Below are 15,156 nucleotides of genomic sequence, written 5' to 3' on the forward strand. Positions count from 1 at the left end.
ATTCACTCCTTTACAGGAAAGAATTATATCAAAAAAGATTACCCTGATTAATGCAAAGTGTAACCACTTATCTGCAACAATTTGGGTAATCTTATTTTAACTTTTATATGTGGTATTGCAAACAATGTAAGAATCATAGACTAGATTAATTATAAAAGAGGCAATTTAAAAATGTCTTTTTTGTAATAATGGAAAAGATTTGTTACAGTAAAAATATTAGAAATTAAGCTTGGATTTTCAATAAGAAACTTACTAAAAGCAATCTTGAATTAGCTTTGTTAGTTGTTTTTATCTTATTATTAACAATTGATAAGATATAATTAAGATATAATATTTTAATGATTAGGAGTTATAAAAAATGGCATTTAAGACAATTGATTGAGAAAACTAGTTCCGTAAAGAATATTTTTGAATATTACTTTTCAAATGTTCCTTGTACATATAGTATGACTACTAAATTGGATATTACAAAAATTATAAAAAGTAAAAAGAATTATATCCTGCGATGCTTTATTATCTTACAACTGTTGTAAATCGTCATGTTGAATTTAGAATTGCTTTTAATAAGGATAATGAATTAGGAATATATGATAAATGTTACCTTGCTATACTATATTTCATAAAGATACAGAAACTTTTTTGAATATTTGGACAGTCTATTGTAAAGATTATGAATAATTTTACAAAATGTATGAAAATGATCTTCGCCAATATGGTAATCAAAAAGGGATGTTTGGAAAACCAGATGTTCCTGATAATTGTTTTACTATGTCAATGATACCTTGGGTATCATTTGAGGGATTTAATTTGAATTTACAAAAAGGATATGATTATTTATTGCTTATTTTTACGATGAGAAAGTATTATGAAGAAATGGAATCTTACTACCTTTAGCAATTCAAGTTCATCATGCTGTTTGTGATGGTTTTCATGTTTGTCGTTTTATAAATGAATTGCAGGAATTAATAAATAGTTAAAGATTTAAGATTGGTTAAATTTTAGAAAATGAATTTATGAATAATGAAAAAATAACTATTTTTAGTAGAGCTAAAGATAGTTATTTTTTATGAGAATTTATTTTTTAAATCCATTTTTTACAATATTAATATAGCCATTTGCTACCAATTTTAGTTGCTCTTTAAATGTTGGGATATTTGTACTATCTAAATTTTGTAGTGGTTTTATATAAGTATTTTGTACAATTGACCAATAAGGATCTTTTATTTCTAGATTATATTCCTTTTGCCATTTTCTAAAATTTCTATTTAATATTTTATATAATGCCATTGAATCTGTAGTTTTAAAATAAATATCTCTTAAATTTAATGGATCATCAATACTTATATCTAAAGATGATAGATAGCTAAATAAATTGGATACTTCACTATTATTCATTAATTGCAAAGAATAAGTATCATAATTTGTATTAATATCCAGATATACAAAATATAAATTGTAAATACCATAATAGCGACCATCTTCACCCTTAGAGCAACATAATGAAATATTAATAGATTTAATATCCTTAACTGCAATTATATTTTGATCAAATTTTATTTGATCATCTAGATAATATAAACGAATATAACCATTATCTTCGATTCCTTTTTTAGGATTAACGATAGTTACTTTTGTTCTTTTAAAATAATCAGCTATTTCATTTTCAATAATTTCAATTTTCTTTTTTTCTTGTTGAAAATACTCCTGCTTATTTTTTAAACAATAGCGTATTGATAACTCACCCGATAATATTAAGTTAATATCATCAACAGAAATTGCCATTGATCTAAGTGTTAGAATCAATTGTAATAATTCAATATCGTTTTGATTATATTCACGATAATTATTTTTGTTATAGAAAGGAGCGTTATATGGAATTAAGACAACTACGATATATAATAAAAATTGCAGAATGTGGAACGATGCTAAAAGCCGCTGATGAATTATTTATTTCACAATCTGGATTAACTCGCTCATTGAAATCACTAGAAAAAGAGTTAGGAATGTAAATATTTGACCGTATTAATAATCGATTAGTATTAAATGAATATGGAAAAATAATAGTTGCTGATGGAAAAAAGATATTAAATGATGTAGATAAACTGCAAACTAAAGTAAAAAACCAATATAACTTAAATATGAATATGTTAATTGGTTCCTGTGCTCCAGCGCCATTATGGGCTTTTAGATACACGATGAAACGACAATATCCGGATACACCTTTTAGGTATGAAACCATGTCTGATGCCGAAAAACTAATTAAAGGTTTAAATGATCATTATTATACTGCAATTATATTAGATTACCCAATATTAAAAGAAGATGTGGTATGTTTTAAGATGTGTCAGGAAGTTTTAAATATTTCTACTACTAGTGATCAGCCGATTTCATCAAAAAAAGAGATTACATTTAATGAGTTAAATGGTTATAATTTTTTAGAGTATAGTAATACTGGTTATTGGCATGAAGTTTGTGTTAATAATATGCCTGATTCACATTTTATTGTTCAAGATGACCTTGAGTTATATGAGATATTACAAAAACAATCTTCATTATTTACTTTTAGAACCAGTTTGACGATTCCTAGATTTCATCTTTATGAAGATAGGGTCTATATTCCAATTACTGATCAAGAAGCAACGCTTTCTTTTTATTTGATATGTAATAAAAAAGAGTATCCTAAAATTAGTAAAATAAAAGATAATATTAATAATGTTGATTGGACTCATTATCGAAGTGAAGATTTTGAAGTAAGATAGTAGATAGTTAATTTTATAAAATAGGAGGATTTAAAATGGATATTTGGGAAAAGTTATATTTAAAAGCAAAGGAGCAATATCATCCTCAAGAGGTTACTCCCTTTATTTATGCTCATGGTGTTGTATGTGCTATAGAGGCAAAAAACGGTGAAATTTATACCGGATTTTGTATCGAAAGCTGTTGTGATGTTGTTACACTATGCGCTGAGCGAGTTGCAGCATTAAATATGTATGTTAATAGTGGTCAAACCGTAATTAAAAGATTAATTGCTTTTCGTGATAAACCGCCTTATGGTGGTGGTAGTGGAATGCCTTGTGGCGCTTGTCGTGAATTTTTGATGCAATTATCATTAGAAAATAAAGATATGGAAATTATGGTTGATTACGATAAAAGAGAAACAATAACTCTTGGTGAATTAGTACCAATGTGGTGGGGAGAAGAAAGATATAATAATTCAAAAATTGATGAGTAAAATATAAATTTTGATTTGAGGTGAAAAGATGATGGACATACAAGATAGAAATTATTGTCCTAATTTACAAGAAATAGATGAATATATAAAAAATCCGGTTTTTAAACAATTTTGTTTAGAGATAAAAACAAAATATAAATGTAATGAAAAGATAGAATATAGTTCATGTAGCTATGAAAAAGGCTGGAATATTAAATTTAAAAAGGCTGGTAAAACATTATGTACTATCTATCCTCGAAAAAATTATTTTACCGTTATGGTTGTAATTGGTAAAAAAGAAAAGGAACAGACACAACTTGTTTTGGATGAACTTAGTTGTAACATTCAAAAAATATATCATAATATTAGAGAAGGAAATAACCAAAAATGGCTTATGATTGATTTAAAAGATAATGATGAAGTGTATAAAGATATTTTACGTTTAATCGATATTAGACGTAATTCTTAACAAGAATACATATTAAAAATATGGAGTAAGTAATAATGATAGAAATAAGACAAGAAAATAAAAATGATTATAAAGAAGTATATGAAGTTGTAAAAACAGCTTTTGAAAGTGCTGAACATAGTGATGGAAATGAACATGATTTAGTTGATTTATTAAGAAAGAGCGATAATTTTATTCCTGAGTTATCTTTAGTTGCAACATCTAATGGAAAAATAGTTGGCTATATTATGTTTACTAAAGTTAAAATAGGTGACAGTATTCAATTAGCATTAGCACCGTTAGCTGTTTTACCAGAATATCAAAGAAAAGGAATCGGTAGTACGTTAATTAAAGAAGGACATAAAATTGCTAATGATTTAGGATATGATTATTCTATTGTTCTTGGAAGTGAGAAATATTATCCTAAAATGGGCTATTTACCAGCAATAAATTATAGAATAATGCCTTCATTTGAGGTACCAAATGAAAATTTTATGGCTTGTAAATTAAATGAAAAAGCAGCAAATATTTCTGGTATTGTTGAGTATGCCAAAGAGTTTGGAATATAGTTAAATATTTTAAGTGGAACAGCAAATTTTAATAAATATTTGTTGTTTTTATATAAATGAATAATGTTAAGTTTATCACTAATATGATATTTAATATTGAAAATATCAACAGAATTTAAAATATCAATAATTATAAGTTTCATTTGAAACATATTTATTAAAATATCTTAAAAATACCATACTTTTAAGTTATTTTGGTTGACAATTAGTACGAAAATGCTAGAATTTAGTAGAAAAATACTGATAGTGGGAGATTTTTTATGGATAATGTTGCAAAGAAAAAGGAAAGTCCTTTAAAAAAATTGAAAACTAGAAAAGAGTTTTTAATCATTGGAGGCTTGTTATTAGTTATAATCGCAGTGTATTTGATTGGAAGTCTATACTTTAATCAGAAATTTTTGAAAAATACCTATATCAATGGGGTTGATGTTGGTGGTTTGACTGTTGAAGAAGCGAATGATGAATTAGCTAAGCTTGTTAATGGTTATACATTAGAACTTCAATTTAATGATGGTAATAGTGAATCTATTTCTGGTAATGAATGTGGTGTAACTTACAATAAGGATAATAATGTTCAAGATATATTGAAAAAGCAAAGTTCATTTTCTTGGATAAATGCATTCTTTGGTAAATCTGAAAATTCAGTTAATAATCTTGCTAAAGTAGATGAAACAGTATTAAGACAACAGATAGCTTCTTTATCACATCTTCAAGCTGATGCCCAGGTGGCACCAGTTGATGCACGAGTAGAATATACTAATAATCAATTTGCGATTGTTGATGAAGTATATGGATCTACTATTGATCAAGATAAGCTGGTTAGCGAAATAATGTTAGCATTTAGTGAAGGAAAAAATAAACTAAATCTAGATGAAAAGAGCTGTTATGTTCAACCTGGTGTTAAAGCAACAGATGCTTCGATCCAGCAATTATATGAAGCAGCAACTAATTATGCTTCAGCATCAATTACATATAATACAAGATCAGGTGATGTTGTTTTAGATGGAAGTACTTTGATTACCTGGTTATCAATTGATGAAAATGGAAATTATTATCGTGATGATGCAGTTTTTAAAGAAAAAGCAACTGATTTTGTTAGTGACTTAGCTAAAAAAATCAATAGTGTTGGTGGCACTAGAACTTTTGTTGGTGCTAATAATCGGACAATTACTGTTAGTGGTGGTAATTATGGATTACGACTTCAAAATAGTAAAGAAGTTACTGGTTTATTAGAAGATATCTATGCTAATAAAGTAACCACTAGAACCCCAGTAACAACTGGCGGTGATGCTGGTGGTGAAAATGGTGGTTTAGGTAATACTTTTGTTGAAATTGACTTAACTGGTCAGCATATGTGGTATCATAAAAATGGAACAATTATTTTAGAATCTGATATTGTTTCAGGAACATACAATAATCCAGAACGACGCACACCAGCAGGAACTTATTATTTATATAATAAGGAAAGAAATCGTACTTTAAGAGGTACTAAAAAACCAGATGGTACTTATGAATATGAAACACCAGTTTCTTATTGGATGCCATTTAATAAAGGAATCGGATTACATGATTCTTCAAGCTGGCGTTCAAGATGGGGTGGCGATATTTATATGAATAATGGATCTCATGGCTGTATCAATTTACCTACAAGTGTAGCTGGACAGTTGTATGAAAATATTGAAATCAATTGTCCTGTAGTATGTTATTATTAAACAGTCTTTTATAAGACTGTTTTCTATTTAGGGGGAATATTATAATTATGAAAATACTTGCAAGTGACTTTGATAATACTTTATTGTTTCATGATCAAGAAAAAAGTTATTATCGATTAGAAGATGTTCAGGCAATTAAAAAATTCCAGGCTCAAGGGAATTTATTTGGTGTTTGTACTGGACGTAGTTATAATGGAGTTATTAATTGGAATAGTGAAGGTATTGAATATGATTTTTATATTCTTTGTTCTGGAGCTAAAATCTTAGATAAACAGGGTAATGTTATTTTTCAAAAATTTATTAATAAATCTTTAGTAAGTGAAATATTAAAGGATTATCCATTAGTTAATACTAGTATTGTTTATTTAGAGGATACTTATATTTTAAATCCAGTTGATGATTATATTAATCATCATAATATTGATTCACTTGATGAAATTGGCGATGAATATGAGGCTTTTTCATTGCATTTTGAAGATGATGAAATAGCTGGTAAAGAATATTTAAAAATAAAAGAGCGTTTTGGTAAATATATTGATGTATATCAAAATGAATGTCATCTAGATTTTGCACCACTTGGTTGTTCAAAAGGAAATGGTATTTTAACAATTATTGATCATTTTAATATTGATAGTAAGGATATGGCTGTAATTGGTGATTCTTATAATGATATACCAATGTTGAAAGTTGTAGATAAAGCTTTTACTTTTAATCGTAGTCCTGAAAAAGTAAAGCAAGAAGCTAAATATCTGGTTGATGGTCTTGATGGATGTATAAGTATCTTAATGGATTGATTTGGAGGAAAGATGAAATTAGAATATTTTACAAGTCAAAAAGATAACCTTGATAAACAAATTAAGCAGTTAGAATCAGCTACCTTTAAGATTTCAATGTTAAGGTTATTGGTTGGTTTGAGCATTATTGTCTTATTGTTAGTGAGTTATTTTTATAAGATCGACTTGCTGGTTTATGTGTGTTTTTTGCTATTAGTTATATTTATGGGTTTAGTTTATTATTATAATAAGCTAAATCAAAAGCTTTCTTATTTAAAGGCAAAAGCTCAGGTTGTTTTACGTTATTTACAACGTTTTAATCATGATTGGAAAGAGTTTGAAGAAACTGGTAGTGAGTTTTTTAGTGAAATGAGTGGGCCAGTTAAAGATTTGGATCTTGCAGGTCAAAATTCTTTATATCAATTTTTAAATACGGCAACTTCATCACTTGGGAAAAAACGTTTGATTGATAAGTTAACGAGAAAATCTTTTGATTATAAAGCTATTATTCAAGAACAACAAGCAGTTGAAGAACTTGGTGAAAAACTTGATTTTGTTTTAGAAACAGAAACTTATGGTAAGATGACAAAAGAATATTATCTAGGTGAAAGAGCGGTTAATGATTTTTTAAAACTGATAAAGGATCATAATAGTAGTAATAAACTAACTTTTTTAAATTATCTAATCCCAGTAATTACAATTGTGGCAATACTTTTGTTTTGTTTTAAAATCGGTTTTCAATATATGATAATTTTAGTACCATTATTAATTATGGGACAATTATTTTTTGCTGCTTTAATGTTATTAAAAAATCGTGAGCTATTTGATTGTAGTGCAAAACTATCATCATCACTTGAATATTATTTAAATGTTTGTAATTTAGTTAGTGAAAATGACTTTAATACTAATCACTTACAAATTATAAAAACTGATTTACAAGCAGCTTTGTTGCATTTAAAACAGTTAAAAAAGATTAGTGATATGATCAAACAGCGTAATAATTTATTAGCTTTTTTATTACTAAATGGATTATTATTATGGGATCGTAATTGTTATAGTCGTTTAAATCAATGGATTGATGATCATGGAAATCAGTTAGAGCATTGGTTAAAGCAAATTGGTGAGTTAGAATCACTTATTAGTTTACAAGTTTTAATCCAGACTAAAACAGGTGTTTCAATGCCATCAATAGTTGATGAACATAAACCGGTTTTAGAATTTCAAGATGCTTATCATCCTTTGCTAGCTAGCAATGAAGCAGTTGCTAATAGTTTTAAAATGGAACGTCAAGTAGCAATAATAACTGGTTCTAATATGTCTGGAAAAACTACATTTTTAAGAACGGTAGGAATCAACTTAGTTTTAGCTTATGCTGGTGGACCGGTAATGGCTAAGTCATTTACTTGTTCGTTGATGCAGTTATTCACATCGATGCGAATTGAAGATGATATTGAAGGAATTTCAACTTTTTATGGGGAGTTACTTAGAATTAAAGAAATTGTTGAAGAAAATCGTACTGGAAAAGTAATGATTGCTTTAATTGATGAGATATTTAAAGGTACTAATTCAGCTGATCGAATAATTGGAGCGCGAGAAACGGTTAAACAGTTATCTTCAAGTAACATATTTACTCTAATTACAACTCATGATTTTGAGCTATGTGAATTAGAAAATGAAGTATCATGTACAAATTATCATTTTGAAGAATATTATCAAGATGATAAAATTAAATTTGATTATCGTATCAAAGATGGTCGCAGTAAGACGACAAATGCTCAGTATTTATTAAAGATGGTCGGAATAATTGAATAATTATTTTAGATAAAAAAAGATCCTTTGAAATGACTAATAGTTATTTGTAAATTCAAATAATAAAGTCACTTCATTATGGATCTTTTATTCTGCGCTAATTGCGCTTTGTTCTTGTTTATATGCCTCTTTATCAGCTATTTTAACCCAAGGCATCCACATAAAATATGGAATAATAATATTAGTAACTACAGCTAAGGCAACGACTTTCCATCCTCCCTGGATAAAAGCAGCAACTCCAAATGGTAAACCGAAAACGTAAGCAGAACCGTTTAAATGTGGTACTAAACCTACTGCAATAGCAATATATGCTACAGCTAAACCAACGACTCCGTTTAATAAAAATGGAACAATGAATTTAAAGTTTAAAATTAAAGGCATCCCAAAGTTTAATGGTTCACCGATTCCAAAGATTGCAGGTCCAATTCCTAGTTTACCAAATTCTCTAAATTGTTTTGATTTAGCTCTAAACAATAATAAACATAAAGCAATTTGACAACCACCAAAATAGAAAATACTAAAGAAAGCATAACCAACAATATTTGGTTCAGCAGCTCCAGTAGAAAATGCAGCTAAATTTGCAGCATCCATTGCAAGCCAGATTGGTTGATAAAAAGGTGCTAAAACGTTTTGTCCATGAATTCCAAAGAACCACAATACTTGAGCTAAAAAAGCAACAAATAAAACAGCCCAGATACTACCACCTAATGATTGTAAAGGTACTTGTAATAATGAATAAACTGCTTGGTGTAAACAGCCAATACTTGTAAGTGAAAAAACATAATTTATTGCCATGAATAAAACTGAAATTAAAACAAAGGGAATTAATCCAGCAAAAACATTAGATACCATTGGAGGTACACCATCTGGCATTTTAATAGTTAAATTATGATCTTTAGTATACTTATAGATAAAAGTAGTAACAGTAGCAACGATTATAGCGGTAAAAGCTCCTTGAGAACCTAACCAGGTAGTAGGAATTGCACTAACTTCATCACTAGTAGTTCCTATTGGAGTAACAATCAAAAAGCAAAGAAATGCAATTGCAGCAGCGGTCATACCGTCATCTTTATCCATGTATTGATTGACTAGATTTTTAGTAATAAAGAAAACCATGTAGACTGCTAATAATCCCATTGTATAAGTATTAACAGTAGTAAAAACAGTAGCTAAGCCTGAATCATTAATAAAAGTAGAGATTGGTCCCATTGGAACAACCGCTAATAATAAAGCAAATGAACCAACAACAGTAATTGGTAATGTAGCCATCATTCCCCCAGATAGCCCTGTTAAAAATTTGTTTGATGAAATTTTAGTAATAATTGGATTGATTTTATCAAAAATAGCTTCAAATTTCTTGTTCATATTTTCCTCCCGATATTTTAATATACGTATCTAGAATTTGTATATCGTATTTAACTAAGCACTATTATATTTCAAAGCGCTTACAAATACTTGCTCGATATAGAGAGAAAAATATAACAAATTTGATTTTTTCAATCCTATTTGTCATATCTAGATGGCTTTTTTTGATAATTTGCCAGTAATAATTTACGGTATTTACTAGGTGAAATATTTTTTAAAGCCTTAAATTTTTTTATAAAATAGCTGCAACTATCAAAACCACAGGCAATGCTGATATCTAAAATTGATTTTTTTTCATCTAAAAGTTCTTCACAAGCCATATCAATTCGATATTTATTAATATATTCAATTGGGGTATAACCAGTATTATCTTTAAAGAATCTTGAAAAATATTGATGATTATAATTTAATAACTTAGCTAACATTTGACTAGTGATTTTTTCATCATAGTGCTCTTCAATATATTTTAAAACAATTTCTATTGCTTCTAAATTATGTTTACTGTAATCATTAGTTATTAAAAGCTGATGATCAATAAAGTATTTAAAGATTATTAATAAATATATTCTAATTTCTAATTGATGGGTAATTGTTTCATGATTGTATATAGTAACAATTCTTAAAAACATCTCTTCAATATTATCATCATCAATTGTAATTGGACTTTTGATAACTAATTCATTATTAATATATGGTATTATATGTTGATAAGTGTTAACGTCTTCAATTTCAAATTTTAATAATTCTTTTTTAAAAACACAGGAAAAATAGTGGCAATCTTCTTTTGCAACAATATAATGCAATAAAAAAGGTTCAATTATTGCTAGCTGTCCTTGAGTGATGATTTTTTCTTTACCGTCAATAAAAAGAGAAATCTTGCCAATATATACATAAATCCATTCTACCTCTTCATGCCAATGTAAATAACAAGCTTCCATGTCTTTTTCAGCAATCAAATTATAAAACGCAAATGGAAACAGGTGATTACCATGGCTACGTTTTTCTTTCATTATTTTCATGATTTTAGCTCCTTATTGTCAAATTTGTTATATTTTGAGGTGTAAAATGCACAAGAATATTTATCTAAATTATTATAATATTTTTATAGGCGATAGGAAAGGAGAATTTTCATGATTAAAAGATTTAGATTTGGAAATCCAATAGAAACAGATACAGTTATCAACAAATGTGATATTAGTTTAGAGACAATTGATAAGTTTACAGTTACAAATGAAGAAAAATTAGTATTTACTTATCAAATGGATCCTCAAGATGTAGTATATGGTTTAGGTGAAAATATTAATGGAATTAATAAAAGAAATTTCACTTATATTTCTAGATGTATGGATGGTTCGCGTCATACTGAAGATCGTAATAGTTTATATGCAGCTCATAATTTTATGTTGATTAAAGGAAAAGAAACTTTTGGGGTTTTCTTTGATGTAGCAGGGATAATCAGTTTTGATGTAGGAGAAACTGATATCGATAAATTAATTGTAACTAGTGATGATCAAGATTTAGATGTTTATATTATTGATGGTACGAGTATGCAAGATATTGTTACTCAATTTAGAGCTATGATAGGTCGTAGTTACATTCCCCCAAAATGGGCTTTTGGGTATCATCAAAGTCGCTGGTTTTATAAGACAGAAGATGATTTTAGAGAAATTGCTAAAAAATACCAGGAAGCTAAAATTCCTTTAGATGCTATTTATATGGATATTGATTATATGGATGAATATTCAAGTTTTACAATTAATCGTAAAAATTTACCTAATTTTGAAGGATTAGTTTCTGAAATGAAAGAACAAGGGATTCATTTAGTACCGATTATTGATGCTGGAATCAAAGTAAAACCAGGTTACAATATCTATGAAGAAGGTGTTAAAGGAAATCATTTTTGTAAAGATGCAAATGGTAATGATTTTAAATGTGGGGTTTGGCCTGGATATTGTCATTTAGTAGATGTATTAAATGATGAGCATCGTAAATGGTTTGGTGATCAATATAAATTTTTATTAGATAAGGGTATTGATGGAATTTGGAATGATATGAATGAACCATCAATTTTCTACACTGATGAAAGATTGAATGAAGCGTATGAAATGGTAGATCGTTTAAGAGGATCAGAACTTGATTTACAGACTTATTTTGGAATGCGTAAAAAATTCTCAACGCTTTCAAGTAATCCTAAAGATTATCAGCTTTTCTATCATGATATTAATGGTAAAAAAATTAGACATGATAAGGTTCATAATTTATATGGTTATAATTTATCTAGAGCTGCTGGAGAAGCATTTGAAAGAATGTCACCAGATAAAAGAATTTTATTTTTCTCACGTTCTTCTATGATAGGTATGCATCGTTATAGTGGTATTTGGACTGGTGATAACCATGCCTGGTGGTCACATTTAAAATTAAGTATACATCAAATGCCAAATATCAATATGTGTGGTTTCTTATATACTGGTTCTGATATCGGTGGTTTTGGTAGTGATACTAATGAAGAATTAATGACTAGATGGGTAGAATTTGGTATTTTTACACCATTGATGCGTAATCATTCTCAAAGTCGTCGAGCACAAGAACTATATGTATTTAATCATACTGAAACATTTAAAAATTTGGTTGAATTAAGATATGCACTAATTCCATATTTATATAGTGAATTTGTTAAAGCGGCATTAAATAACGATTCATACTTTAAACCATTATCATTTGTATATGAAGATGATGCAAGAACATATAATATTGAAGATCAGTTGATGGTTGGTGAATCAATAATGATTGCACCAGTTTATGAACAAAATTGTCGCGGACGTTATGTTTATTTACCAGAAGATATGAAGATGATTAAATATCGTTCATTAGATGATTATGAAGAAGTTGAAATGAGTAAAGGTGATCATTATATTAATGTGGTATTAAATGAATTAATTTTCTTTATTCGTAAAAATCATGTTGTTCCAATGGCTAAACCAGCTTTAACAACAAAAGATATGGATTTCGATAACTTATATTTATTAAGTTATGTAAAAGATCCAATAGAATATGTATTGTATGATGATGATGGTTATACTACTGATATGGAACGTGAAGAACATTTCCATAAAATAACTGTTAATAATAATGAATGTCATTGTACAAGTAAAAAAGTAACTTTATTATAATTAAAAACACTCCCTTAATATCTGGCGATAAGTATGTATGCTTATCGCTTTTTAATATCTAATAATAAAATAGATAACATAAATCCAGCTTAAAAGACCGTGAATAATTGCCCAGCCAATTGATTTCCAGGTAGTATAGCTAATTACCATGGCTAAGGCACTACCAAATGTAATTCCTGATTTTACGGTTTTATGAACAATTGTTGTTTTGTTTTTATTATCTGACATTGTTTTAGGCTCCTTTTGGTTATCTTTTTTTAAATTTTATCATGAAATTATCTAAAATGGATAAAATTATTATTAATAAGTGAAAAAAGATGTTACAAATGATTAAAAATATGATAATATACTGAATTTAGGTAGTCTTATGTTAAAATTTATGTAATTATAAGATAAATAAAGTAAAATAATTGACGGAGGTAAGTATGAAAATTGGATTTGATAATGACAAATATTTAAAAATGCAATCATCACATATTAAAGAAAGAATTGCTCAGTTTGGCGATAAATTATACTTGGAGTTCGGTGGTAAATTGTTTGATGATTATCATGCATCAAGAGTTTTACCTGGATTTGCACCAGATAGTAAATTACAAATGTTATTGCAATTAAAAGATCAAGCTGAAGTAGTTATCGCTATTTCTGCTAGTGATATTGAACGTAATAAAGTTCGTGGTGATTTAGGGATTACTTATGATAATGATGTAATTCGTTTAATTGAAGTATATCGAGAAAAAGGATTATATGTAGGTAGTGTTGTTATTACTCAATATGATGGACAAAAAGCAGCCGATGTTTTTAAAACTCGTTTAGAAAATAGAAACATCAATGTTTATTTACATTATTTAATTGATGGTTATCCAACAAATACTAAAAGAATTATTAGTAGTGAAGGTTTTGGTAAAAATGATTATATTAAAACAACTAAGCCATTAGTAGTTGTAACAGCACCAGGTCCTGGAAGTGGAAAAATGGCTACTTGTTTATCTCAGTTATATCATGAACATATTAGAGGGGTTAAAGCAGGATATGCGAAATTTGAAACATTCCCAATTTGGAATTTATCATTAAATCATCCTGTTAACTTAGCTTATGAAGCAGCAACAGCTGATTTAAATGATGTTAATATGATCGATCCATTTCATTTAGAAGCTTATAATAAAGTAACTGTTAATTATAATCGTGATATCGAAATATTTCCAGTATTAAAAAATATGTTTGAAGAAATATATGGAACTAGTCCATATAATTCACCAACAGATATGGGAGTTAACATGGCTGGTTTATGTATTAGTGATGATGAAGCTTGTCGTGAAGCAAGTCGTCAGGAAATTATTCGTCGTTACTACAATACAATGAATCGTTATGTTCGTGAAGAATGCAGTATTGATGAAGTTAATAAACAAGAATTGGTAATGAATCAAGCAAAAGTTGTTGTTGAAGATCGTAAATGTGTTGCTGCTGCTAACCAAAAAGCAAAAGAAGCTGGATGTTTTGCAGGAGCAATTGAACTTGAAGATGGAACAATTATAACTGGAAGAACATCTGATTTTATGGGTTCTTGTTCAGCAATATTAATCAATGCTCTTAAATATTTAGCTAATATCGATGATGATACTTTATTAATTTCACCATCTGCTTTTGGACCAATTCAACACTTAAAAACAGAATATTTAGGAAGTATTAATCCTCGTTTACATAGTGATGAGATTTTAATTGCTTTATCATTAAGTGCAGTTGATAATAATGAGGCTAAATTGGCTTTACAACAATTACCAAAATTAAATGGAACTCAAGCACATATTACTTCTTCAATTGGACCAATGGATGCTAAAGTATTTTCGAGCTTAGGTATTCAAATTACATATAATGCTAAAAAACAATAACTGGTAAACCCTAATGCAACCGCTAGTTGCGCTTTTGAAAACTAAAATATGTAGCTAAAACAAAGCGGTTTTGATAATAATAAAGGTGACTTAGGGAGGAATAGAAGTGTGAAAAATAATTTGACCCAATCGTGAGTAAAAACACAAAAAAAGACGAACTTAAAAACAAGTTCGGTTTCATTTAGAAAAAACAGAATATTATTTAGGAATTTC

Annotated in this window: 14 protein-coding genes and 1 pseudogene; 11 read left to right on the plus strand and 4 right to left on the minus strand. The window is 28.1% G+C overall.

Annotated elements, in window-relative coordinates; translation table 11 throughout:
- Positions 1-338: 338 nt before the first annotated feature.
- Positions 339-977, plus strand: a pseudogene (catA, locus tag B5F09_RS15250) (type A chloramphenicol O-acetyltransferase).
- A gap of 97 nt (positions 978-1,074) precedes the next feature.
- Here catA and B5F09_RS13315 read toward each other — a convergent pair.
- Complete coding sequence (locus tag B5F09_RS13315; RefSeq protein WP_087374765.1) at positions 1,075-1,782, minus strand: hypothetical protein; 708 nt, start codon at positions 1,780-1,782, stop codon at positions 1,075-1,077.
- Between the two features lie 89 nt (positions 1,783-1,871).
- On the opposite strand from B5F09_RS13315, the gene B5F09_RS13320 reads away from it, so the two are divergent.
- The 8 genes from B5F09_RS13320 to B5F09_RS13355 all read left to right on the plus strand — a co-directional run bounded on the left by B5F09_RS13320 (position 1,872) and on the right by B5F09_RS13355 (position 8,525).
- Positions 1,872-2,009 (plus strand): LysR family transcriptional regulator, encoded by a 138-nt coding sequence (locus B5F09_RS13320; RefSeq protein ID WP_087374767.1) that lies wholly within the window; start codon positions 1,872-1,874, stop codon positions 2,007-2,009.
- A 186-nt stretch (positions 2,010-2,195) separates the two neighbouring features.
- Positions 2,196-2,759 (plus strand): hypothetical protein, encoded by a 564-nt coding sequence (locus tag B5F09_RS13325; RefSeq protein ID WP_143357518.1) that lies wholly within the window; start codon positions 2,196-2,198, stop codon positions 2,757-2,759.
- 35 nt (positions 2,760-2,794) lie between these two features.
- Positions 2,795-3,232: a cytidine deaminase gene (locus B5F09_RS13330; RefSeq protein ID WP_087374771.1), complete on the plus strand. Its 438-nt coding sequence runs from the start codon at positions 2,795-2,797 to the stop codon at positions 3,230-3,232.
- 31 nt (positions 3,233-3,263) lie between these two features.
- Positions 3,264-3,680, plus strand: coding sequence for a DUF3788 domain-containing protein (locus B5F09_RS13335; RefSeq protein ID WP_239404339.1), 417 nt, complete (start codon positions 3,264-3,266; stop codon positions 3,678-3,680).
- Between the two features lie 35 nt (positions 3,681-3,715).
- The gene (locus B5F09_RS13340) at positions 3,716-4,228 is read left to right on the plus strand and encodes a GNAT family N-acetyltransferase (protein WP_239404341.1); all 513 of its coding nucleotides are present in this window, start codon (positions 3,716-3,718) and stop codon (positions 4,226-4,228) included.
- Positions 4,229-4,488: 260 nt separating this feature from the next.
- A complete protein-coding gene (locus B5F09_RS13345; protein WP_087374775.1) occupies positions 4,489-5,940 on the plus strand; it encodes a L,D-transpeptidase family protein in 1,452 nt (483 codons plus the stop codon).
- Between the two features lie 47 nt (positions 5,941-5,987).
- Entirely contained in the window at positions 5,988-6,734 is a 747-nt protein-coding gene (locus tag B5F09_RS13350) for an HAD-IIB family hydrolase (RefSeq protein WP_087374778.1), read from the plus strand.
- Positions 6,735-6,746: 12 nt separating this feature from the next.
- A complete protein-coding gene (locus tag B5F09_RS13355; RefSeq protein ID WP_087374780.1) occupies positions 6,747-8,525 on the plus strand; it encodes a MutS family DNA mismatch repair protein in 1,779 nt (592 codons plus the stop codon).
- A gap of 84 nt (positions 8,526-8,609) precedes the next feature.
- Here B5F09_RS13355 and B5F09_RS13360 read toward each other — a convergent pair whose 3' ends face one another.
- The gene (locus B5F09_RS13360) at positions 8,610-9,887 is read right to left on the minus strand and encodes a PTS sugar transporter subunit IIC (RefSeq protein WP_087374782.1); all 1,278 of its coding nucleotides are present in this window, start codon (positions 9,885-9,887) and stop codon (positions 8,610-8,612) included.
- Between the two features lie 137 nt (positions 9,888-10,024).
- Positions 10,025-10,906, minus strand: coding sequence for an AraC family transcriptional regulator (locus tag B5F09_RS13365; protein ID WP_087374784.1), 882 nt, complete (start codon positions 10,904-10,906; stop codon positions 10,025-10,027).
- Positions 10,907-11,017: 111 nt separating this feature from the next.
- Between B5F09_RS13365 and B5F09_RS13370 the strand changes: the two genes are divergently transcribed.
- Entirely contained in the window at positions 11,018-13,057 is a 2,040-nt protein-coding gene (locus tag B5F09_RS13370; RefSeq protein ID WP_087374786.1) for a TIM-barrel domain-containing protein, read from the plus strand.
- Between the two features lie 51 nt (positions 13,058-13,108).
- On the opposite strand, the gene B5F09_RS15070 is transcribed toward B5F09_RS13370, so the two are convergent.
- Positions 13,109-13,285 carry a hypothetical protein gene (locus tag B5F09_RS15070; RefSeq protein ID WP_204215340.1) on the minus strand — a complete coding sequence of 59 codons (177 nt, stop codon included), beginning with the start codon at positions 13,283-13,285 and terminating at the stop codon, positions 13,109-13,111.
- Positions 13,286-13,482: 197 nt separating this feature from the next.
- Here B5F09_RS15070 and B5F09_RS13375 point away from each other — a divergent pair, with 197 nt between their 5' ends.
- Positions 13,483-14,943, plus strand: a complete 1,461-nt coding sequence (locus B5F09_RS13375) for a DUF1846 domain-containing protein (RefSeq protein WP_087303279.1) — start codon at positions 13,483-13,485, stop codon at positions 14,941-14,943.
- Positions 14,944-15,156: the final 213 nt, after the last annotated feature.

It is taken from the genome of Erysipelatoclostridium sp. An173, assembly GCF_002160495.1.
Lineage (GTDB): Bacteria > Bacillota_I > Bacilli_A > Erysipelotrichales > Coprobacillaceae > Thomasclavelia > Thomasclavelia merdavium.

Coding starts and splice junctions, on each gene's coding strand:
- B5F09_RS13370 (WP_087374786.1), top strand. CDS start 11,018: ATGATTAAAAGATTTAGATTTGGAAATCCAATAGAAACAGATACAGTT.
- B5F09_RS13375 (WP_087303279.1), top strand. CDS start 13,483: ATGAAAATTGGATTTGATAATGACAAATATTTAAAAATGCAATCATCA.
- B5F09_RS13330 (WP_087374771.1), top strand. CDS start 2,795: ATGGATATTTGGGAAAAGTTATATTTAAAAGCAAAGGAGCAATATCAT.
- B5F09_RS13355 (WP_087374780.1), top strand. CDS start 6,747: ATGAAATTAGAATATTTTACAAGTCAAAAAGATAACCTTGATAAACAA.
- B5F09_RS13335 (WP_239404339.1), top strand. CDS start 3,264: ATGGACATACAAGATAGAAATTATTGTCCTAATTTACAAGAAATAGAT.
- B5F09_RS15070 (WP_204215340.1), bottom strand. CDS start 13,285: ATGTCAGATAATAAAAACAAAACAACAATTGTTCATAAAACCGTAAAA.
- B5F09_RS13345 (WP_087374775.1), top strand. CDS start 4,489: ATGGATAATGTTGCAAAGAAAAAGGAAAGTCCTTTAAAAAAATTGAAA.
- B5F09_RS13320 (WP_087374767.1), top strand. CDS start 1,872: ATGGAATTAAGACAACTACGATATATAATAAAAATTGCAGAATGTGGA.
- B5F09_RS13350 (WP_087374778.1), top strand. CDS start 5,988: ATGAAAATACTTGCAAGTGACTTTGATAATACTTTATTGTTTCATGAT.
- B5F09_RS13340 (WP_239404341.1), top strand. CDS start 3,716: ATGATAGAAATAAGACAAGAAAATAAAAATGATTATAAAGAAGTATAT.
- B5F09_RS13360 (WP_087374782.1), bottom strand. CDS start 9,887: ATGAACAAGAAATTTGAAGCTATTTTTGATAAAATCAATCCAATTATT.
- B5F09_RS13315 (WP_087374765.1), bottom strand. CDS start 1,782: ATGGCAATTTCTGTTGATGATATTAACTTAATATTATCGGGTGAGTTA.
- B5F09_RS13325 (WP_143357518.1), top strand. CDS start 2,196: ATGAAACGACAATATCCGGATACACCTTTTAGGTATGAAACCATGTCT.
- B5F09_RS13365 (WP_087374784.1), bottom strand. CDS start 10,906: ATGAAAATAATGAAAGAAAAACGTAGCCATGGTAATCACCTGTTTCCA.